At 72.3% G+C, this 19,330-nt stretch carries 18 protein-coding genes; 9 read left to right on the top strand and 9 right to left on the bottom strand.

Annotation, left to right across the window (positions count from 1 at the left end; all coding sequences use genetic code 11):
* Window positions 1–21: 21 nt before the first annotated feature.
* A complete protein-coding gene (locus tag ACFYP0_RS30750) occupies window positions 22–951 on the top strand; it encodes an SMP-30/gluconolactonase/LRE family protein (protein ID WP_355495791.1) in 930 nt (309 codons plus the stop codon).
* A gap of 95 nt (window positions 952–1,046) precedes the next feature.
* Window positions 1,047–1,667, top strand: coding sequence for a DedA family protein (locus ACFYP0_RS30745; RefSeq protein ID WP_355495788.1), 621 nt, complete (start codon window positions 1,047–1,049; stop codon window positions 1,665–1,667).
* Window positions 1,668–1,679: 12 nt separating this feature from the next.
* Here the strand turns inward: ACFYP0_RS30745 and ACFYP0_RS30740 are convergent, their stop codons facing one another.
* Together ACFYP0_RS30740 and ACFYP0_RS30735 are read right to left on the bottom strand one after the other, a co-directional pair.
* On the bottom strand, window positions 1,680–2,321 hold the full coding sequence (locus tag ACFYP0_RS30740; protein ID WP_091396102.1) for a response regulator: 642 nt from the start codon (window positions 2,319–2,321) through the stop codon (window positions 1,680–1,682).
* Window positions 2,318–3,469, bottom strand: a complete 1,152-nt coding sequence (locus ACFYP0_RS30735) for a sensor histidine kinase (RefSeq protein ID WP_355495785.1) — start codon at window positions 3,467–3,469, stop codon at window positions 2,318–2,320. The genes ACFYP0_RS30740 and ACFYP0_RS30735 overlap by 4 nt, the downstream gene beginning before the upstream one ends.
* A gap of 170 nt (window positions 3,470–3,639) precedes the next feature.
* Between ACFYP0_RS30735 and ACFYP0_RS30730 the strand changes: the two genes are divergently transcribed.
* Complete coding sequence (locus tag ACFYP0_RS30730) at window positions 3,640–4,305, top strand: DedA family protein (RefSeq protein ID WP_386998392.1); 666 nt, start codon at window positions 3,640–3,642, stop codon at window positions 4,303–4,305.
* On the opposite strand, the gene ACFYP0_RS30725 is transcribed toward ACFYP0_RS30730, so the two are convergent.
* A complete protein-coding gene (locus ACFYP0_RS30725; protein ID WP_355495783.1) occupies window positions 4,280–4,918 on the bottom strand; it encodes a TetR/AcrR family transcriptional regulator in 639 nt (212 codons plus the stop codon). The genes ACFYP0_RS30730 and ACFYP0_RS30725 overlap by 26 nt on opposite strands.
* Before the next feature lie 67 nt (window positions 4,919–4,985).
* On the opposite strand from ACFYP0_RS30725, the gene ACFYP0_RS30720 reads away from it, so the two are divergent.
* The 3 genes from ACFYP0_RS30720 (at window position 4,986) to ACFYP0_RS30710 (ending at window position 8,413) form a co-directional block, all read left to right on the top strand.
* Window positions 4,986–5,438 (top strand): SCP2 sterol-binding domain-containing protein, encoded by a 453-nt coding sequence (locus ACFYP0_RS30720; protein ID WP_124858911.1) that lies wholly within the window; start codon window positions 4,986–4,988, stop codon window positions 5,436–5,438.
* A gap of 1 nt (window position 5,439) precedes the next feature.
* Window positions 5,440–6,654: an acyl-CoA dehydrogenase family protein gene (locus ACFYP0_RS30715; RefSeq protein ID WP_112586166.1), complete on the top strand. Its 1,215-nt coding sequence runs from the start codon at window positions 5,440–5,442 to the stop codon at window positions 6,652–6,654.
* Between the two features lie 196 nt (window positions 6,655–6,850).
* On the top strand, window positions 6,851–8,413 hold the full coding sequence (locus tag ACFYP0_RS30710; protein WP_355496141.1) for an AMP-binding protein: 1,563 nt from the start codon (window positions 6,851–6,853) through the stop codon (window positions 8,411–8,413).
* Window positions 8,414–8,432: 19 nt separating this feature from the next.
* Here the strand turns inward: ACFYP0_RS30710 and ACFYP0_RS30705 are convergent, their stop codons facing one another.
* The 5 genes from ACFYP0_RS30705 to ACFYP0_RS30685 all read right to left on the bottom strand — a co-directional run bounded on the left by ACFYP0_RS30705 (window position 8,433) and on the right by ACFYP0_RS30685 (window position 13,533).
* Window positions 8,433–9,218, bottom strand: coding sequence for a hypothetical protein (locus ACFYP0_RS30705; RefSeq protein WP_356975681.1), 786 nt, complete (start codon window positions 9,216–9,218; stop codon window positions 8,433–8,435).
* On the bottom strand, window positions 9,211–9,732 hold the full coding sequence (locus ACFYP0_RS30700) for a SigE family RNA polymerase sigma factor (protein WP_355495777.1): 522 nt from the start codon (window positions 9,730–9,732) through the stop codon (window positions 9,211–9,213). Before ACFYP0_RS30700 ends, ACFYP0_RS30705 begins: the two co-directional genes overlap by 8 nt.
* 60 nt (window positions 9,733–9,792) lie before the next feature.
* On the bottom strand, window positions 9,793–11,043 hold the full coding sequence (purD, locus tag ACFYP0_RS30695) for a phosphoribosylamine--glycine ligase (protein WP_356975678.1): 1,251 nt from the start codon (window positions 11,041–11,043) through the stop codon (window positions 9,793–9,795).
* A gap of 83 nt (window positions 11,044–11,126) precedes the next feature.
* On the bottom strand, window positions 11,127–12,071 hold the full coding sequence (locus ACFYP0_RS30690) for a type IV toxin-antitoxin system AbiEi family antitoxin domain-containing protein (RefSeq protein WP_356975676.1): 945 nt from the start codon (window positions 12,069–12,071) through the stop codon (window positions 11,127–11,129).
* A gap of 172 nt (window positions 12,072–12,243) precedes the next feature.
* Window positions 12,244–13,533: an adenylosuccinate synthase gene (locus tag ACFYP0_RS30685; protein WP_124853304.1), complete on the bottom strand. Its 1,290-nt coding sequence runs from the start codon at window positions 13,531–13,533 to the stop codon at window positions 12,244–12,246.
* A gap of 124 nt (window positions 13,534–13,657) precedes the next feature.
* Here ACFYP0_RS30685 and ACFYP0_RS30680 point away from each other — a divergent pair, with 124 nt between their 5' ends.
* Entirely contained in the window at window positions 13,658–14,776 is a 1,119-nt protein-coding gene (locus ACFYP0_RS30680; protein ID WP_386998391.1) for a hypothetical protein, read from the top strand.
* A 749-nt stretch (window positions 14,777–15,525) separates the two neighbouring features.
* Complete coding sequence (locus tag ACFYP0_RS30675) at window positions 15,526–17,343, top strand: chromosome partitioning protein (protein ID WP_449289058.1); 1,818 nt, start codon at window positions 15,526–15,528, stop codon at window positions 17,341–17,343.
* Window positions 17,344–17,408: 65 nt separating this feature from the next.
* Here ACFYP0_RS30675 and ACFYP0_RS30670 read toward each other — a convergent pair whose 3' ends face one another.
* Entirely contained in the window at window positions 17,409–17,837 is a 429-nt protein-coding gene (locus ACFYP0_RS30670) for a DUF3151 domain-containing protein (RefSeq protein WP_112586150.1), read from the bottom strand.
* A 249-nt stretch (window positions 17,838–18,086) separates the two neighbouring features.
* Between ACFYP0_RS30670 and ACFYP0_RS30665 the strand changes: the two genes are divergently transcribed.
* Window positions 18,087–19,280 carry an LOG family protein gene (locus ACFYP0_RS30665; protein ID WP_158629538.1) on the top strand — a complete coding sequence of 398 codons (1,194 nt, stop codon included), beginning with the start codon at window positions 18,087–18,089 and terminating at the stop codon, window positions 19,278–19,280.
* Window positions 19,281–19,330 lie beyond the last annotated feature (50 nt).

The following is a 19,330-nucleotide window of genomic DNA, read 5'->3' as shown; positions in this document are numbered from 1 at the left end:
ATCCGACACGGGGAGGCACGGATGGCCGACACTGTTCCCGCTGAGTTCCACCTGCTGGATGAACGGTTCCGTGGCTGCGACGGCGACTTCGTGGTCGAACGGCTGCACACCGGCGCACGTAAGACCGAAGGACCTGCGTATTTTCCGGCTGGCCGCTACCTGGTGTGGAGCGACATCCCCAACGACCGGCTGCTGCGCTGGGACGAGACCACCGGCGCCGTCGGCGTCTACCGCCATGGCTCGGGCTACGCCAACGGCAACACCGTGGACCGCCAGGGTCGGCTTGTCACGTGCGAGCAGGGCAACCGGCGGGTCACCCGTACCGAACACGACGGCACGATCACCGTGCTCGCCGACCGATTCGACGGCAAACGGCTCAACAGTCCCAACGACGTGGTCGTCCGCGCCGATGGGACGATCTGGTTCACCGACCCGACCTACGGCATCCAGGGTGACTACGAGGGCAACAAGGGCGACAGCGAGTTCGACGGCGCCTGTTACGTGTTCCGCCTGGACCCCGCCACGGCCGAGATGCGCGTCGTGGCGACCGACTTCTGCCGCCCCAATGGCCTGGCGTTCTCCGCCGACGAGCAGCAGCTCTACATCGTGGACACTCGGCAGGACCCCAGCCACATCCGCGTCTTCGACGTCATGGCCGACGGCACCCTCGAAAACGGGAAGATCTTCGCTGAGTGTGACTTCGGCCGCTTCGACGGCATCCGTCTCGACGACGTCGGGCGCGTGTGGGCAGCGGCCTGGGACGGTGTGCACTGCTTCGACCCGGACGGCACCCTCATCGGCAAGCTGCTGCTGCCCGAACCGGCAGCCAACCTCACGTTCGGTGGCCCGAAACGCAACCACCTGTTCATCACCGCCGGTACCTCGGTGTACGCGCTGCGAGTCACCTTCAACGGCGCCCACTACCCCGAGGCTACCGGCGAGAAACGATGAGTTGACGGAGAGGGCTGAGGCGGCGAGTGGCTGACCAGTCGGCGCAATGTCGGCGAAGCGCCACCGACCGCCGCCGAGCCATCAAACATGGGGGCATGGACGCCCTGCTCGACCTCCTCCGTGGGACGGTCACCTCGCCGTGGGTGTACCTGGTGATCTTCGGGCTCACCGCCATCGACGCGTTCTTTCCCGCGGTGCCGGGCGAGGCGGCGGTGATCACCGCCGGGGTGCTGTCGGCCAGCGCCGGTCACCCCAGCCTGACCCTGGTGATCGTCAGCGCCGCGATCGGCGCGCTGGTCGGCGACCACATCTCCTACGCCATCGGTCGAGGCGGCGGGGCACACCGGCTGGCCCGGCTGCCCGACGGCAGCCGGCGGCGGGCCAGCTCCGACTGGGCCCGCCGGGCCGTGGACCGGCGCGGCGGCGTCATCCTGACGACCAGCCGGTACGTGCCGGGCGGCCGGACCGCGGTCACCCTCACCATGGGCGCGGTGCGCTATCCCCGCCGGGCGTTCCTGCTCTACGACAGCATCGCGGCGGTCACCTGGGCGTTGTACTGCGGACTGCTCGGCTACTTCGGCGGGCTGGCCTTCGAACGTGAACCCGTGAAGGGCGTACTGGTCGGTGTGGGGGTCTCGCTGGTCATCACGTTCGGCCTGGAGGGGATCCGCTGGCTGCGCCGACGGGCCCACCGCCGCGCCGCCGCCCGCCGCTGACGGGCGCACGCGTCACAGCAGGTCGGCGTCGTACACCAGGATGGCCAGTTGCACACGGTTGCCCGCGTGGAGTTTCGCCAGCGCCCGGCTGACGTGTGCCTTGACGGTGGCCTCGCTCATCGTCAGCCGCCGGGCGATCTCCGCGTTGCCGTGCCCGCGCGCCACCTCCCGGACGATCGCCAGCTCCCGCTCGGTCAGCGGTGCGAGCCGCTCACGGGCCGCGTCCCGGCGGGCCGGACCACGCTCGGCGAACGAGCTGATCAGGCGCCGGGTCACCGTCGGGGCGAGCATCGCGTTACCGGCGGCCACCGTACGAACGGCGGCAGCCAACTCGCGGGGCGGAGTGTCCTTGAGTAGGAAGCCGACCGCGCCGGCCCGCAGCGCCCGGTGCACGTACTCGTCGAGGTCGAAGGTGGTCAACATGATCACCTTCGGGCCGACGGCGACCACGTCGGGCGCCACGGTCAGCCCGTCGACGCCCGGCATCCGCACGTCGAGCAGCACCACGTCGGGGCGTAACCGCTGGGCCTGCTCCAGCGCTCCGGCGCCGTCCGCTGCCTCACCGACGACGGTGATGTCCTCCGCCGCCTCCAGGATCAGCCGCAGCCCGGCCCGAACGAGCTGCTCGTCGTCGACCACCACCACCCGGATCACGCCGCACCCGCCAGCGGGATCAGGGCCCGGACCAGGAAGCCGCCGTCCACGGGAGCTGCCTCCAACCGGCCGCCGAGCAGCTCCACCCGCTCCCGCAGCCCGAGCAGCCCCTGCCCGGCACCCGGCAGCGTCGACCCGCCCTCGGACGGGCCGTTGCGGACCAGCACCTCCAGCCCGTCGGGCAGGTAGCGCAGGCAGACCGTCGTCTCGGCGTCGGCCGCGTGCTTGCGCACGTTGGTCAGCGCCTCACGGACCACCCGGTACGCGGTACGCCCCAGCGTCGCCGGAAGGGCCGTCGGCACACCCTCGTCCTGCCGGGACACCCGCAGCCCGGCGGCACGGGACTCCCCGATCAACTCGTCCAACGTGTCGAGCCCTCGCTCCGGTGTCACGGCCGGGCCGGCCTGGCGCAGCACACCCAGCACCTCGCGCAGGTCGGTGAGCGCCTGCCGGCCGGTCGTCCGGATCAGCGCGGCTGCCTCGACCGTCGCCGGGTCCACGGCGGTCACCTCCAGCGCCCCGGCATGCACCACCATCAACGAGACCCGATGCGCCACCACGTCGTGCATCTCCCGGGCGATCCGGGTCCGCTCCTCGGCGCGGACCCGGTCGGCGCGGGCCTCCTGCTCGCGTTCCAGCCGCTCGGCCCGGTCCCGCAGAGCGGCGAGCGTGTCCTGACGGGCCCGCACCCAGAGGCCGAAGACCAACGGAAGCCCCACCAGGCAGGCGGCGAGCAGCAGCACGTTGCCGGTGCTGGCGGTGGTGATCCGGCGTACGCCACCCACCGCCAACCCGACCAGCACCCCACCGGTCAGCACCACTGCCGCCCCGGCGAGGTAGCCGGCTAGTTGGCGACCGCGCAACCGCAGACCCGCCTGGTACGAGGCCAGCACCCCGGCGGCCGCCGCGGCGAGCACCAACCAGCCGACCGCCGCAGCCAGGAACAACGGCCAGCGGCGGGTCCGAACCGTGGCGGCGGCCCACGCCGAGACCAGTGCGATCAGCAGCACGACCACGCTCGGCAGCGGCGAGCGGACCCCGATGTCACCGGTCGCGCTGGCCCACACGGCCGCGGCGACCAGGACGGCGAGCAGCGGCGGGGCGTACCGATGGACGACCCGCCGGAGGGCGACGGCGCTGGAGGCCACGCAGCGAGCCTAGGGCTCAGCCGACGCATCGGGTCGCCCCGCAGCGCCGTACCCGGGTGAGGTGGGGGATGACCCCGATGCTCGGTCCGGGCCGGCCGCTACCTAAGTAGTGCCGCCCACCTGACCACTGGGCGATGTCGGGAGCCGCCGCCCCGACCAGCATCGGGATCATGGATCTGCTCGACCTGCTGCACGACACGATGTCCTCGCCCTGGGTGTACCTGGCGATCTTCGCGATCGCGGTGCTCGACGGCTTCTTCCCGGTGGTGCCGAGCGAGACGGCGGTGATCACCGCGGGGGTGTTCGCGGCCTCCGGAGCGCCGTACCTGCCGGCGGTGATCCTGGTGGCCGCCGCCGGGGCGCTGGTCGGCGACCACATCTCGTACGCCATCGGGCGGGGTGGCGGCACCCGGCTGCTCGACCGGCTGCCGCCCGACGGCCGACGCCGAGCCGCCATCGACCGGGCCCGGCGGGGGATCGCCACCCGGGGCGGTCTGATCCTCACCGTGGCCCGCTACGTTCCGGGTGGCCGGACCGCTGTCACCCTCACCATGGGTGCGGTGCGCTATCCACGGCGACGGTTCCTGGCCTTCGACGCGCTGGCTGCCGGCTCGTGGGGGCTCTACTCGGCGCTGGTCGGCTACGTCGGCGGGCTGGCCTTCGAGCAGGACCCTCTGCGCGGTCTCCTGCTCGGTCTGGGCCTCGCCCTGACGGTGACGGTGGTCGTCGAGATGGTGCGGTGGCTCCGCAACCGCCGCCGTACGGCGCGGGCCGGCGAGCCGGGCACCGACGCTGTTCCCGCCGGGGCCGTCAGTCGGCCGGCGGACGCCAGGTGACGCCGTGCAGCAGTTGGGCGGCACCGAGCCAGGCCACGTTCATCATCCGGGTGGCCGTCTTCTCCGGGTCGGCGTCCGGGTGGTCCGCGAGCCAGTCGGCCAACGACTCGGTGGCGCCGACCAGGGCGTACGCGACGACCTCCAGGTCGATGGCGGCGATCTCGCGGCCCTCGACGCGCAGCGCGTGGTCGAGCATTCCGGCGACCACCTCGACCAGCCGGGCCCGCATGGTGGCCAGCTCGCCGGCGAACGGCTGCTCGCCCCGGGCCTGTCGGTAGAGCACCGCCCAGCCGTCCCGGTGGGCGCCCACGAAGCCGAAGAACGCCTTCAGCCCGCGCCAGAGCCGCTCGTCGGCCGGCAGGTCGGGGGCCGCCGCCCCGGCGATGGCCTGCATCATCCGGGTGCCCTCCCGGTGCAGGCAGGCGACGAAGAGCTCCTCCTTGGTGCCGAGGTACGCGTACACCATGGGTTTGGAGATGCCGGCGTCCTCGGCGATCTCGTCCATGCTGGCGGCGTGGAAGCCACGTCGGGAGAAGACCTTGACGGCCGCGTCGAGCATCTGCTGCTCGCGGACGGCGCGAGGCAGGCGCTTGAATGCGGGGACGCTGGACACCTTGCGAGCATACCTACTCGTGCGTAGGGTTACGCGCGAGTAGCCAATCTTCCGGAAGGCACACCTGATGACTGACTTCGACCCGGCCACCTTCGCCAACGTCGGCCCCAAGGAGTTCGCCCAGCTGGTCAAGTCCACCCCGGACGACAAGATCGCCCAGGTGATGTCGGGCGACATGCGCGACAAGGTCCTGGGCGAGGTGTTCGGCCGGATGCCGTCGCTGTTCCGCGCGGACCGGGCCGGTTCCACCAACGCGGTCATCCACTGGATCATCACCGGTCGCCCCGACGGCGGCAGCGACACCTACGAGGTGGTCATCGCCGACGGCACCTGCGTCGTGAACGAGACCCCGCAGCACGACCCGAAGCTGGCTCTCACCATGGGCCCGGTCGAGTTCCTGAAGATCGTCTCCGGTGGCGCCAACCCGGTGATGATGTTCATGACCGGCAAGTTGAAGGCGAAGGGCGACCTCGGCCTCGCCGCCAACATCGCCAACCTGTTCGACATCCCCAAGGCCTGACATGGCCGAGTTCTCGCTAGACCTGAACGAGGAACAGCGGGATCTACGCGACTGGGTGCACGGCTTCGCCGCCGAGGTCGTGCGCCCAGCCGCCGCCGAGTGGGACGAGCGCGAGGACACCCCGTGGCCGGTGATCCAGGAAGCCGCCAAGGTCGGCCTCTACGGCTTCGAGTTCCTCGCCACCTGCTGGGCCGACCCGACCGGGCTCTCCCTGCCGATCGCCAGCGAGGAACTCTTCTGGGGTGACGCCGGCATCGGCCTGAGCATCTTCGGCACCTCGCTCGCCGTCGCCGCCATCTACGGCGCCGGCACCCCCGACCAGATGGTCGAATGGGTGCCACAGTGCTTCGGCGACGTCGACTCGCCGGCCGTCGCCGCCTTCTGCACCAGCGAGCCGGAAGCCGGCTCCGACGTCGGCGCGATGCGCACCCGGGCCGTCTACGACGAGGCCACCGACGAGTGGGTGCTCACCGGCCAGAAGGCGTACGCCACCAACGGCGGAATCGCCGGAGTGCACGTGGTCACCGCCTCCGTCGACCCCGCGCTCGGCTCCCGGGGTCAGGCGGCGTTCGTCGTACCGCCGGGCACACCCGGCCTGGCCGCCACCCGCAAGCTGCGCAAACTCGGCCTCCGCGCGTCACACACCGCCGACGTCTTCCTCGACGGGGTACGCGTACCCGGCCGCTGCCTGCTCGGCGGACGGGACGCCCTGCTGGAACGCCTGGACCGGGCCCGCTCCGGTCAGCGGGCCACCGGACAGGCCGCGATGCGCACCTTCGAGCTGTCCCGACCCACCGTCGGTGCCCAGGCTCTCGGCGTGGCCCGGGCCGCCTACGAGTACGCCCTCGACTACGCGAAGGACCGGGTCCAGTTCGGACGCCCGATCATCGAGAACCAGGCGGTCGCGTTCGCGCTGGCCGACATGCGGATGGAGATCGACGCGGCGCGGCTGCTGGTTTGGCGGGCCTCGTGGATGGGCCGCAACAACCGCCCGTTCACCGCGGGCGAAGGGTCGATGTCCAAGCTCAAGGCCGGCGAGGTGGCCGTGTCGGTCACCGAGAAGGCCGTGCAACTGCTCGGTGGAGCCGGCTTCCTGCGTGACCACCCGGTCGAGCGCTGGTACCGGGACGCCAAGATCTACACCATCTTCGAGGGCACCTCGGAGATCCAACGACTGGTCATCTCCCGGGCGATCTCCGGGATGCAGATCCGCTGACCGCCGTCGGCCCGACGCCATCTCCACGGGTCGGGCCGACGGTGGCCCCGGATTCCACGATCTGTGCCGTCTTCGTCACCCCACGCCGACGCCAACTGGGCCCCCAGCCGCCCCCAGTGCATGATCAAGGAAAGAAGCCCTGATGGGCGGGGAGTCGGTCGCCCCGTCCGCGCACCACCCCGAGGAGGTCTGCGGCATGGACCTGCCGTTCATCGTTGCCACGCTGACCCGTCGCGGGCTACTCACCCCCGGCAGCCCGGTCCGGGTCGCCTCGCAGCTCAACGCGTTGCGGACGTGGGGGTGGAGCCTGGCAGGCGAGCTACGCCAAGCAGCCGCCCGGGACCCGGGCCGTCCCGCCGTCATCGACGAGGACGGCGTCGAGCTGACCTACCACGACCTGCTCGACCGGGCCGAACGGATGGCCCGCTCCATGCGGGCCGGGCTCGGCGTACAGGCCGGCGACCGGATCGGCGTGCTCTGCCGCAACCACCACGGGCTGATCGAGACGATCGTCGCCGCCACCCTGCTCGGCGTCGACGCGGTACTTGTCAACACCGGGCTCAGCGCCGCCCAGCTGGGCACCGTCGCCGAGGAGCAGCGGCTGCGGCTCCTCGTGCACGACGACGAGTTCGCCGAGCGGGTCCTCGGCCTCCCCGCCGAGCTGTCCCGGCTCGACGAACGCGCGCGCGAGGAGTTGGTGGCCGGGGCACTGCCAGGTGAGCTGCACCCGCCCGAGCGCGACGGCCGGATCATCGTGCTCACCTCCGGCACCACCGGTACGCCCAAGGGCGCCCGCCGGCCGACGCCCAGCGGCTTCGGCCCACTGGTGTCCATCATCGACCGTATTCCCCTGCACGCCCGCAACCGGGTGATGATCGCCGCGCCGATCTTCCACACCTGGGGATTCGCCGCCCTCCAGGTCTGCCTGGCACTACGGGCCACCATCGTGCTGCACCGACGCTTCGACCCGGCCGCCACGCTCGCCGCCCTGACCGCGCACCAGTGCGACGCGCTCTTCGCCGTACCGGTGATGGTGCAACGGCTGCTGGAGGTGCCCCCGCCGGAGCCGCGCCCCCCGCTCAAGGTCGTCGCGGTCAGCGGCTCCGCCCTGCCCGGCGGGCTGGCCCCGAAGTTCATGGACGTCTACGGAGACGTCCTCTACAACCTCTACGGGTCCACCGAGGTCTCCTGGGCCTCCATCGCCGGCCCGCAGGACCTACGTCAGGCACCCACCGCCGCTGGTCGCCCGCCGCACGGCACCCGACTGGCGCTGCTCGACGACGACGGCCAACCCGTACCGGACGGACGGGTCGGGCGGATCTTCGTCGGCAACGAGATGCTCTTCGAGGGCTACACCTCCGGTGCCAACCGGGAAACCCACGACGGCCTGCTCGACACCGGCGACCTCGGCCGGCTCAACGCCGACGGGCTGCTCTTCGTCGACGGCCGGGCCGACGACATGATCGTCTCTGGGGGCGAGAACGTCTTCCCGTCCGAGGTGGAGGACCTGCTCGCGCAACTGCCGCAGGTCCGCGAGGCGGCCGTGATCGGCGTGCCCGACCCCGAGTACGGCCAGCGCCTCTCCGCGTTCCTCGCCCTGCACCCAGGCGAAACCCTCGACCCCGAGGCGGTACGCGAGTACGTCCGGCACTTCCTGGCCAGGTTCAGCGTCCCCCGGGACGTGATCTTCGTGAAGTACCTGCCCCGCAACGCCACCGGCAAGGTGCTCACCCGAGAACTCCGCCGCTACTACGGCTGACGGTGGCCAGCCGCGTCGCTCACGGGTACAGGTTGAAGCCCGGCCACCGGCCGATGGTCACCAGCTGATCCTCGGTGAGCAACAGCTCGTCCACGGACGCACCGGGTTGATCCAGCTTGACCGTCACTGACGTCCCATCGGGACGCAGCACCAACGCGGTACGGGAGCCGGCACCCGCCGAGTCGGCATCGGTACCCGACACCGCCTCGCTGCCGTCCGGGAACCGATCGACGGAACAGTCGTTACCGGACGGGCCGGCCGGGCATCCAAGAACCGCCCCGAGGGTCGGATTCATCCCGATGACCAGATCGCCCTGATCACCACCCCTGGACAGCTTGACCGTCACCCCGTAGGCGTACCCCGTCACCGTGCGCTCGTACGACAGCTGCGGCAGCGGACACCCGGGAACCCCCGACTCGACAGTCAGCTCCCGAGGCAGGTTGACGCTCAGCGCCTCGCGCAGCGCCGCGGTCAGCCGCACCGCCGCGGCGGCCGGCTGCTCCGACGGGAACGGGGGCGCCGAGCCGTACCGCTCGAACGGCGGCACGGTCCCACTGGGAGACGCGTTCAGCGGGGCACAGAGCGACGGGCCGGTGTTCGCCGTCGGCTCCCGCGAATCCCGGTACGGTCCGGTGACCAGTGTCGACGTCAGTGCGATCACGGCCACCGCCACCCCGGAGCCGGTCAACGCCCACGCCCGGTGCTGGCGGCGACGCCGGTCGGCCAGGATCAGTTCGTCCACGTCGATCCGAGTCGGCGGCGCCTGGGCGACCGCCGCACGCAGCTGGTCGTAGAGCTCATCCATCTTTGCGTACCTCCTCGACTCGATCCGGCATCGGGGCGAGGCGGGCTCTCATCGCCTCGATGCCACGCGCCGACTGGCTCTTGACGGTGCCTGGAGTGCAGCCGAGTTCCCGCGCGGTCTCCTCGACGGACAGGTCGCAGAAGTAGCGCAGCACGAGGACCGCGCGGCGGCGCGGCGGCAGCTCGGCCAACAGAGCGAGAAGGGTCAGGCGGTCAGCCGCGCCGTCGGTGCCGGTGGCCGCGACCGCGCGATCGGGCACCTCGGCCCAGGCGGCCTCCCGCCGCCACGGCCGACGCCGCTCGTCCAGCCAGACCCGCAGCAGGATCCGCCTGGCGTACGCGTCCGGGTTGTCCATGACGGACACCCGTGACCAGTGCCGGAGCAACTTGACCAGCGTCGTCGACACCAGGTCGTCGGCCGTGTGCCAGTCACCGCAGAGCAGGTACGCCGTGCGGCGCAGCGGCTCCAGCCGCGCACCGACGTAGTCGCGGTAACCCTCGACATCGACCGGCATTCCGGCACCCCCTCGTCTCACCGCTCAAACGGCAGCGGGGTGGCCGGGGGTTGCCTGAGTTCAGCCGGGAATCGTGATCCGATCCTCGATCGCGGCGGTGGCGATGTCGGTGCGGTGCTGCGAGCCGGCCAGCTCGACCCCGTCCACCAGCGCGTACGCGGCGTCCCGCGCGGCGGCCAGGTCGACGCCGGTGGCCGTACCGCAGAGGACCCGGCCGCCGGCGGAGAGCAACGCGCCGTCGCCGGCCCGGCGGGCGGTGCCTGCGTGGATGATGCCCGGACCCTCCGCGCCGGTGATCACGTCGCCGGTGCGCGGCGCGGCCGGATAACCCGCCGAGGCGAGCACCACGGTCACGGCGCTGCCGTCCCGCCACCGCAGCGGCGGGTGCTCGGCCAACGTGCCGGTGGCCGCGGCGTGCAGCAGCCCGCCCAGCGGGGTCTCCAGCAGCGCGAGCACCACCTGGGTCTCCGGGTCACCGAAGCGCGCGTTGAACTCGATCACCCGAGGGCCGGCAGCGGTGATCGCGAGCCCGACGTAGAGCAGGCCGGCGAACGGCGTGCCCCGGCGGCGCATCTCCGCCAACGTCGGGTGCACCACGTCGCGCATCACCTCGTCGACCAGGCCGGCCGGCGCCCAGGGCAGCGGTGCGTACGCCCCCATGCCACCGGTGTTCGGCCCGGTGTCGCCGTCGCCGAGCCGCTTGAAGTCCTGTGCCGGCAACAACGGCAGCGCCGCCTCGCCGTCGGTGACCACGAAAAGGCTGACCTCCGGGCCGTCGAGGAACTCCTCGACCACCACACGGCCACACTCGTTCGCGTGCGCCAGCGCAGCGGCCCGGTCGTCGGTCACCACCACGCCCTTGCCGGCGGCGAGCCCGTCGTCCTTCACCACGTACGGCGCGCCGAACTCGTCCAGCGCCCGTGCGGTGCTCTCCTCGTCCGTGCAGACGTACGCCCGTGCGGTCGGCACACCGGCGGCGGTCATCACGTCCTTGGCGAACGCCTTGGAGCCCTCCAACTGGGCAGCCACGCCGGACGGACCGAACACGGCGATGCCCTTGGCGCGTACCGCGTCGGCGACCCCGGCGACCAGTGGTGCCTCGGGCCCGACCACCACGAGGTCAGCCGCCACCTCCACGGCCAACGCCGCCACCGCGGCCGGATCTGTCGGAGTGACCGCTCGCAGCTCAGCCACGCTGGCGATCCCCGGATTACCCGGCGCCGCAATCAGCGCGGAAACACCTGGATCGCCAACCAACCCGAGCGCAAGCGCGTGCTCCCGCCCACCGCCACCAACCAAAAGAACCCGCACGCCCGAGATCCTACTGTCCCCCTCCACCTCGCCGTTGATCATGAGGTTGACGGGCCAACTGGTGATCCACTTGCCGGTCAACCTCATGATCGACGGGCGCGAAGGGCTGCGATCGCTTGGCGGACCGTTTTGGGGATGTAGGTGGGGTGGAGGGTGTCCTGCCAGGTGAAACGGAGGATCGTCCAGCCGGCGTTGACCAGGCGGTTCTGGCGACGGCGGTCGGCGTAGGCGGCCTCCGGGGTGCCATGCGCGTCTCGGCCGTCCGCTTCGGCGATCAGCCTTGGGCCGCGCCAACCCAGGTCGCCAATGCCGAGCAGATAACCGTCATCGTCGCGCACTTCCAACTGCAGCGTGTCCGGCGGAACTCCCCCGTCGACGCATCGCAGTCGAGAGCGAGTCTCCAGTGGCGACTGTGCCCGGCCATCCGCCTCGGAGAGGTAGCCGCGTGCTGCGACCGCACCACGTCGGCCTCGAATCAGCGCTGGAATGGTTGCCAGGCATTCGGGCGTGAGTAGCCCTCGATTGAGGGCGGAATCGAGCACCGAGACCGCCGCGTACCGGCACTCCCGCAGGATGATTTCGGAAACGGTCAGCCGTGGCTCCGTAGCCGCGATCCCGTTCACCTGCACCACCGCGCCCGGAGGGTGTTCGAGTTGGTGCAGCACGATTGCGGGGTCCGACACCCGCGCCAGCTTCGCCGCCCTGCCCGGCAGCGCCACATGGATCTCGTCCCGAGGCGGCAGTCCGGCAATGCCGTGCAGCTCTGCCGCTGTGCCGAACACCGCGTGAGCCTGCGGGCCCAACGAGAGCACAGCGGCGCGGATACGACACTGACGGGCGGGTGATTCGATGGACCGGCTGCGGACCAGGTAGACCGCTCGTGCGAGTGGTCGCCACCGCCCGACGGTCACCAGATGGTCGATGTCGTGTCGACTGAATCCGGCACGCAACGCCTGCGCCCGAGTGATCAAGCCATCCTGGTCGCCGGCGATGACGCGTACGAGGTCTGTGCGATCCACGACGACCACGCTGGCCGTTCACCAGCCACCCCACCACCCCTGTGGATAACCCTGTGGACAACACCCGCCAGCCCTGCCGTTGATCATGAGGTTGACGGGGCATTCGTAGATCGAACACTCCGTCAACCTCATGATCAACGAGGGGGGTGGGGGGTGGGGCCGGGGGGGGGTGGGGTGGGGGTTAGGGGAGGAGGGGGTGGAGGACTACGTTTTCTTCTCGGCCTGGGCCTACGCCTACGACGCTCACCCTCGTGTTGCAGAGTTCTTCGACCCTCGCGATGTAGCGGCGGGCGTTCTCCGGGAGGTCGTCGATGGTGCGGGCCTTGGTGATGTCCTCCCACCAGCCGTCGAGTTCCTCGAAGACGGGCTTGGCGTGGTGGAAGTCCGTCTGGCTCATCGGCATGTCGTCGACCCGGACGCCGTTGATCTCGTAGCCGACGCAGATCGGCACCTTGGGCAGGCCGGTGAGCACATCCAGCTTGGTGATGACCAGGTCGGTGACGCCGTTGAGGCGGCAGGCGTACCGGGCGACGACCGCGTCGAACCACCCGCACCGGCGCTCCCGCCCGGTGGTGGTGCCGTACTCCGCGCCGATCTTGCGAAGGTGGTCACCGTTGGCGTCGAACAGCTCGGTCGGGAACGGACCGGCACCCACCCGGGTGGTGTACGCCTTGCTCACCGCGATGACCTTGTTGATCGCGGTCGGCGGGATGCCCGCGCCCACGCAGGCACCACCGGCCGTCGGGTTGGACGAGGTCACGAAGGGGTAGGTGCCGTGGTCCATGTCGAGCATGGTGGCCTGGGCGCCTTCCAGCAGCACCGTCTCGCCCCGGTCCAGGGCGTCCCAGAGCATCGCCCGGGTCTCCGCGATGTACGGCTTGAGCCGCTCCGCGTACGCCAGGTACTCCTCGACGGTCGCCTCGAGGTCGATCGCCTTGCGGTTGTAGACCTTGAACAGGATCTGGTTCTTCTCGCGCAGCGCGAGTTCCAGCTTCTTGCGCAGGATGCCCGGGTCGAGCAGGTCCTGGAGGCGGATGCCGATCCGGGCGACCTTGTCGCCGTACGCCGGGCCGATGCCGCGGCCGGTGGTGCCGATCCGGGACGAGCCGAGGTAGCGCTCGATGACCCGGTCCAGCGCCCGGTGGTGCGGCATGATCAGGTGCGCGTCACCGGAGATCCGCAGCCGGGACACGTCGACGCCGCGCTCCGCCAGACCGTCGATCTCGGCGAGCAGCACCTTCGGGTCGACCACCACACCGTTGCCGATGACGATCATCGCGTCCGGCGAGAGCGCGCCGGACGGCATCAGGTGCAGCGCGTACTTCTGGCCGTCCGGGGTGATCACCGTGTGCCCGGCGTTGTTGCCGCCGGAGTAGCGCACGACGTAGTCGACCCGCTCACCCAGCAGGTCGGTAACCTTGCCCTTGCCCTCGTCGCCCCACTGAGCGCCGAGGAGCACGATCGCTGGCATCTTTTCCGCCTCCAGAAGGCTCGGGTGCCAGGTGGCGACCGCTCGGCGAGCCCGGGGTGTCAGGTTAACAAGTAGTGACGGCGTGGCCGGCAGGGGTCGCGTCGAGAGGCAGGAGGCTCCTTCCGTGTACGACGTGGTGCTGCTCACCCTCGGCTCGGAGCGGGACGCTCCCGGGGGCTGTGGCAGCGGCGGGGCCTGCTGCGGCGGCGCGGCCGGGGCCGACACCGCCCCGACGAGCCAGACCGACACCGACCAGACCGACACCGGCCAAGCCAGCAGCGGCCGGACCGACACCGGCCAGACCAGCACCGGCCAGGCCAGCAGCGGCCAGACCGACACCGGCCGGACCGCCGCAGAGCAGTGCGCGACGGAACGGCCACGGGTGCCGGTGCTGGCCTGCGCCGACGCGCTGAACGCCCGGGGCGCCCGGGTGGAGACGGTCACCGCCCGCTCCGACGCCGAGATCGACGCGGTGCTGGCCCGGCTCGACGGCCCGGCCCGCCCGGACGGCCTCACCTGGCCGGACCCGGACAGCAAGACCCGGCTGGTCGTCGCCACGGCCAGCGACGGGCAGTTGCGCGCCGTGCTGCGCCGGCTGGTCAAGCGGTACGCCCCGGCGCCGAGCAAGCGTCCGGCGGATCTGCCCGGCAACCGGACCCTGCCCGACCTGCCGCCGGTGGCCGTACTCCCGCTCGACCCGGCCCGTGGCGACGCCCACCGGGACCTGGCCGCGCAGCTCGGGCTGCCCCGTGACCCGGCGGCGGTGGCCGCCGCAGTGCTGGACGGCACGCCGCGCCGGCTGGACCTGCTGCGCAACGACGGCGGCTCGGTGACCCTGGACGGCGCGCTCCTCGGCGCGGCCGACGACGCCGGCCGGCCACTGCACTGGCGCGCCCGGGTGGAGGTCGACGACACCATCCTCTCCGACGGTGCGGAACCGCTGCTGGCCTGCGCGGTCGGCAACGCCGGCGGGTACGCGACGCTCAACGACGTGGCGCTGCTGACCGCGCCGGACCCGGCCGACGGCCAGGTCGAGGTCGCGGTGGCCGTGCCGGTGGTCGTCCGCTCGGCGTGGGGGCGCACGCGGGTACGCCTCGAAGTCCGGCGGGCCCGCGGGCGGGCGGTGTCGGTGCTGCCCAGGGAAGGCAAGGTGCCGTACCTCGACGATGGTGTCGAGGGCGAGCTGACCCGTAAGCGTTCCTGGTGGGTCGAGCCGGGCGCCTGGGCGGTCTGGTCGATCTGACCTCGACCGGCACGACCGGCCGACCTGCCTGCGCCGATCGGCCCTGCTGGGCGATTGGGCCTATCCTCGCAGGAGGACTGGGGAGGGCCGTAATGGACGAGAACGCCGACCGGGCGCAGGTGCCCGGCCAGCAGCCGGTGCCGGAGCGGGACGTCGAACCACTCTGGCCGCCAGATCCGGGCGACCGGGGCGCGGTGCCGCCGTGGGCTGCGGTCGCCGAGCAGCGGGGTGGGCCGTCGTCGGTCACGCCACCGGTCACGCCACCGGTGGCCGCGCCGCCGATCGGGCGACCGCCGGTTCCCGGCCAGCCCGGCGCTGCGGCCCAGTCGCCGCCCTCGCCGTCGGACTACCCGTCGCTCACCGGCGCCGTTCCGGCGCCCGGGGGGTGGGGGGCCAGCGGCCCGTCCGGCGCCGGGTCGGGTTGGGCGCCGGCGCAGCCGAGTTGGCCTCCGCCGACCGGCCCGGCCGCCGCGCCACCGCCGCCCGGCGCGCCATCACCGCCCGGCGCGCCACCGCCGACCGGCGCGCCAGCGACCGGTGCCCAGCCGCCGCCGTCGACCGGCCCGGGGAGCAACGGCGGGCCAGCCGCCCCCGGCGTCTCCGTCGCCGCGACACCGAGCACCACCTCCGCGCCGAGGGACGGCCGGCCCGCCGTGAGCGACGCGGGCAGGGCCGCGCCCGTTGCGGCCAGCCAGGCCGGCGACGCGGCGCAGGTACAACCCGGCGACCGGGGTCCGACCGCCGCGTCGATCACCCCGGGCGGCGTCGACCTGAACCTGCCGTTCACCCTGGACCATCCGACCGCCGCCGCCGCCGACCGCCCCGCCGCATCGGCCGCCGACCGCCCCGCCACGGCCGCAGCCACCGACCGGCCCGTCCCAGCGGCCACCGCGTCCGCCGCCAACCCGAACGCCACCGACAGCCCGACGGCCGCCGGCCCCGCGCCGGCAGACTCCTCGGCCGCAGCCCTCGCGGCGGCCGGGCCGGCACCGCAGCCTGGTAGACCCGTACCTCAGGCTGGCGGGCCGGCACCGCAGGCTGGCGGGCCGACACCACAGGCTGGCGGGCCGACACCGCAGGCTGGTGGGACCGCTGGTGGGCCGGCAGCACAGCCTGGCCAGCCGGGGCAGCAGGCTGGTGGGCCCGGTGCGGACGGGTCGGCTGACGGGCCGGCGCGGCCGATTGCCGAGTCGCCGTGGGCGTACCCGCCGCAACGCCCGGCCGGCACGACCGCGCCCGCTCAGGACGAGGCCGGCGCGACGCCCCCGATTCCGCCTCCACCGGTCGTCCCGCACGCCGGCCCCGCGCAGGCATACCCCGGGCAGCCGTTCACCCCGACCATTCCCGGCCAGGCCGGCCCGGCGCAGATTCCGCCGCCGCCGGACGTGACGCAGTTCAGCAACCCACCGCACGGCCTTGCCGCACCGCAGCACGCTCCTGGCCAGGACGGGGCGGCGACCACGCCGCCCGGGCCGTTCCCGCCCTCGCCGGGTTGGTACCCACCGCCCTGGCAGCAGGGCTCGCCCGGTGGCACGCCCGGGCAGCCGTACCAGGAGGCCGACGGGGTGACCCGGATGCCCGCCCCCGCGTACCCGGACGCGACCGCGTACCCGGACGCCAGCTGGACACCGGACACCACCGCCGCACCGACCGCCGAGGACTTCGCCCGACGCCGCCAGGTTCGACCCGCCGACCCGGTGGCGACCATGGGTGTACGCGCGGTGGTCAACAAGATGGGCCTGCTCCGGCTCTCTCCGGGGCGGCACGAGCAGGAGCTCAAGCGGGACATCGAGATGGTGCGCCGCAACTTCGGCGGCCTGCGGCAGGTGACCGTGGTCAACCCGAAGGGCGGCGCCGGTAAGACGGTGGCCATCCTGCTGCTCGCGATGACGTTCGGTCAGAAGCGCGGCGGCTACGTGCTGGCCTGGGACAACAACGAGACCCAGGGCACTCTCGGGATGCGCGCCCAGCAGGACTTCCACTCCCGCACGGTGCGGGACATGCTGCGTGACCTCGGGCAGTTCCAGGGCGCGCACGGGCGGGTCGGCGACCTGTCGCAGTACGTCCGTTCGCAGGGCGAGGGGATGTTCGACGTCCTGGCCTCGGACGAGTCGGCGACCGGTGGCGAGATGTTGACGGCTGCCGCGTTCGCCGAGATCCGGGAGGTGGTCAGCCGGTTCTACAAGTTGATCTTCGTGGACACCGGGAACAACGTCCGGGCGCAGAACTGGCAGGCGTCGATGGACGCCACCGACCAGTTGGTGGTCACCATGTCGGCCCGTAACGACTCCGCCGAGACCGCCGCCCGGATGCTCGACCACCTGGAGCAGAGCGGCCGGCAACGGCTGGTCCGTCAGGCCGTGACTGTGGTGTCGATGCCGCCGTCCCGCAAGGAGATCGACCTGCCGGCCATCCAGGAGCACTTCGCGGCCCGCACCCGGGCGGTGCTGCTGGCCCCGTACGAGCGGCTCATCGACAGCGGTGAGCCGATCCGGTACGGCGGGCTCTCCTCGGCCACCCGGGACGCCTGGCTGAAGATCGCCGCCGCGGTCGCCGAAGGGCTTTAGGGCCTGCGTCAAAGCCCAGACCCGCCGACGGCCGGCCCGATGTCGGGCCGGCCGTCGGGGCGGGGTCAGTTGCTCGCGAGCGCGTCCGCCGCTTCCGGGTCGCAGTCGCGCAGGAACTGGGCACAGCGGGCCGCCTCGTCGGCCTCGCCGATCTCGTCCGCGGCGCGGGACAGCACGTAGAGGCAGCGGAGGAAGCCCTGGTTGGGCTCGTGTGACCACGGCACCGGGCCGTGCCCCTTCCAACCACTGCGGCGCAGCTGGTCGAGCCCCCGGTGGTAGCCGGTGCGGGCGTACGCGTACGCCGTCACCACCTGGCCCTGCGCGAACGCCCGCGCCGCGAGCTCCGCCCAGGCCGCGCTGTAGGTCGGGAAGCCGGCCGCCACGTTGGCGTACGCCTCATCGGTGCCGGCCTCGTCGGCGGCGGCCAGGGCGGCGTCGGCCTCGTCGTTCACGGGCAGGCGGGTGGCCGGTGGCTCTGGCAAAAGGTTCTGCATCGCCCCATTCAACCCGCTGGACAGGGCGACACGCGAGCGGGTCGGCCGACGTGTCCCGCTGAACGGCTGAGGAGTTGGTCACGCCTGCGGCCTATGCCGCTGCCTGGTGTTTTCCACTACAACTAATAGTCCGGAGCCTCCCCAGGAACCGGTTATGCAGGAGCCCGGTGGCCACGACCATCGGGCTCCTGTCGGTTCCACCCCTGGCCCGAGGTTTGACCGGCCCTGGCGGAGGGGCAGGATGGCCGGGTGCCGACCCCACCTCCCGCGGACGTCATCGAGCCGCACCTGCACGCCGGTGAGATTCAGACCCAGGCCGAGTTCGACCAACAGCTGACCACCGGTCGCCTGACCGGGCTGACCGTGCAGGGCCTGCGGCTCGACCTCGCGCCGGTGCCCGACCTGACCGGCGTCGACGTCGCCGGCACCCTCTTCGTCGGTTGCCGGTTCGCGTCCCGGGACGTGGGCGCCGACCTGGTCCGGCGCGGCGCGAACGTGGTGCCGCCGTTCTCCGGGTTGCCGTACCCGACCCAGCCGACGCACCTCTACACCCCGGACGACCTGGCCGCCGGGTTCGCCGAGGGCGGGTTCACCGGGATGTACGACACCCGGGTGTACGACCACTACCGGGCGCACGGCGGCGCGCTGCCGGACGTCAAGGAGGCGCTGGGTCAGCGGCTGCACGACCACGGCGTGGACAACGCGCTGGCCGACGCCACCCGGGTCTGGTTGGCCGCACACGGGCCGCAGTCGGTGGTGGGCATCATGGGCGGGCACGCGGTGCGGCGCGGCAGTCCCGCGTACCGGATGGCGGCCGTGCTGGGTTGGGAGCTGGCGCGGGCCGACCGGCTGGTGGTGACCGGCGGCGGCCCGGGTGTGATGGAGGCCGCGAACCTCGGCGCCTACCTGGCGGACCGGCCGGCGACCGATGTGACGGCGGCGATCGACCTGCTGGCCACCGCCCCCGACTTCACCGACCACCACCGGTACACGGCCACGGCGCTGACGGTCCGCCAGCGGTACGCGGGGGTGCCCCGGCAACGTGGCGACGACCTGGGCTGGGCGCGTGCGGGTGGTCTGGCCATTCCGACCTGGCTGTACGGGCACGAGCCGGCGAACCTGTTCGCCGGGCGGATCGCCAAGTACTTCTCGAACGCGATCCGGGAGGACACCATCCTGCGCCTCGCCCGGGGCGGCATCGTCTTCGCGCCGGGGCGGGCGGGCACGGTGCAGGAGGTGTTCCAGGCGGCCACCAAGACCTACTACGGCACCGACGGGGCCAGCGGGGCTTACATCTTCCTGGACCGCGCCTACTGGACAGTCGAGCTGCCGGTGGAGGCGCTGTTGCGTCCGCTGCTGGCCGCGTCCCCGTTCGGTGACCTGTCGTCGACGATTCACCTCACCGACGACGTTCGCGAGGCCGTACGCCTGCTGACGAATTGACGACGACGGCCGACCCCCGTGCGGGGAGTCGGCCGTCGGGGTGGGACGTC

Origin of the sequence: Micromonospora arida, from assembly GCF_042873195.1 — a bacterium.
GTDB lineage: Bacteria > Actinomycetota > Actinomycetes > Mycobacteriales > Micromonosporaceae > Micromonospora > Micromonospora arida.
This window is presented reverse-complemented; position numbering and strand designations above follow the sequence as displayed.

Excerpts from the sequence above, each read along its gene's own strand:
- ACFYP0_RS30705 (WP_356975681.1), bottom strand. The coding sequence starts at position 9,218 with ATGGATGAGCTCTACGACCAGCTGCGTGCGGCGGTCGCCCAGGCGCCG.
- ACFYP0_RS30715 (WP_112586166.1), top strand. The coding sequence starts at position 5,440 with ATGGCCGAGTTCTCGCTAGACCTGAACGAGGAACAGCGGGATCTACGC.
- ACFYP0_RS30710 (WP_355496141.1), top strand. The coding sequence starts at position 6,851 with ATGGACCTGCCGTTCATCGTTGCCACGCTGACCCGTCGCGGGCTACTC.
- ACFYP0_RS30670 (WP_112586150.1), bottom strand. The coding sequence starts at position 17,837 with ATGCAGAACCTTTTGCCAGAGCCACCGGCCACCCGCCTGCCCGTGAAC.
- ACFYP0_RS30730 (WP_386998392.1), top strand. The coding sequence starts at position 3,640 with ATGGATCTGCTCGACCTGCTGCACGACACGATGTCCTCGCCCTGGGTG.
- ACFYP0_RS30700 (WP_355495777.1), bottom strand. The coding sequence starts at position 9,732 with ATGCCGGTCGATGTCGAGGGTTACCGCGACTACGTCGGTGCGCGGCTG.
- ACFYP0_RS30720 (WP_124858911.1), top strand. The coding sequence starts at position 4,986 with ATGACTGACTTCGACCCGGCCACCTTCGCCAACGTCGGCCCCAAGGAG.
- ACFYP0_RS30685 (WP_124853304.1), bottom strand. The coding sequence starts at position 13,533 with ATGCCAGCGATCGTGCTCCTCGGCGCTCAGTGGGGCGACGAGGGCAAG.
- ACFYP0_RS30745 (WP_355495788.1), top strand. The coding sequence starts at position 1,047 with ATGGACGCCCTGCTCGACCTCCTCCGTGGGACGGTCACCTCGCCGTGG.
- ACFYP0_RS30750 (WP_355495791.1), top strand. The coding sequence starts at position 22 with ATGGCCGACACTGTTCCCGCTGAGTTCCACCTGCTGGATGAACGGTTC.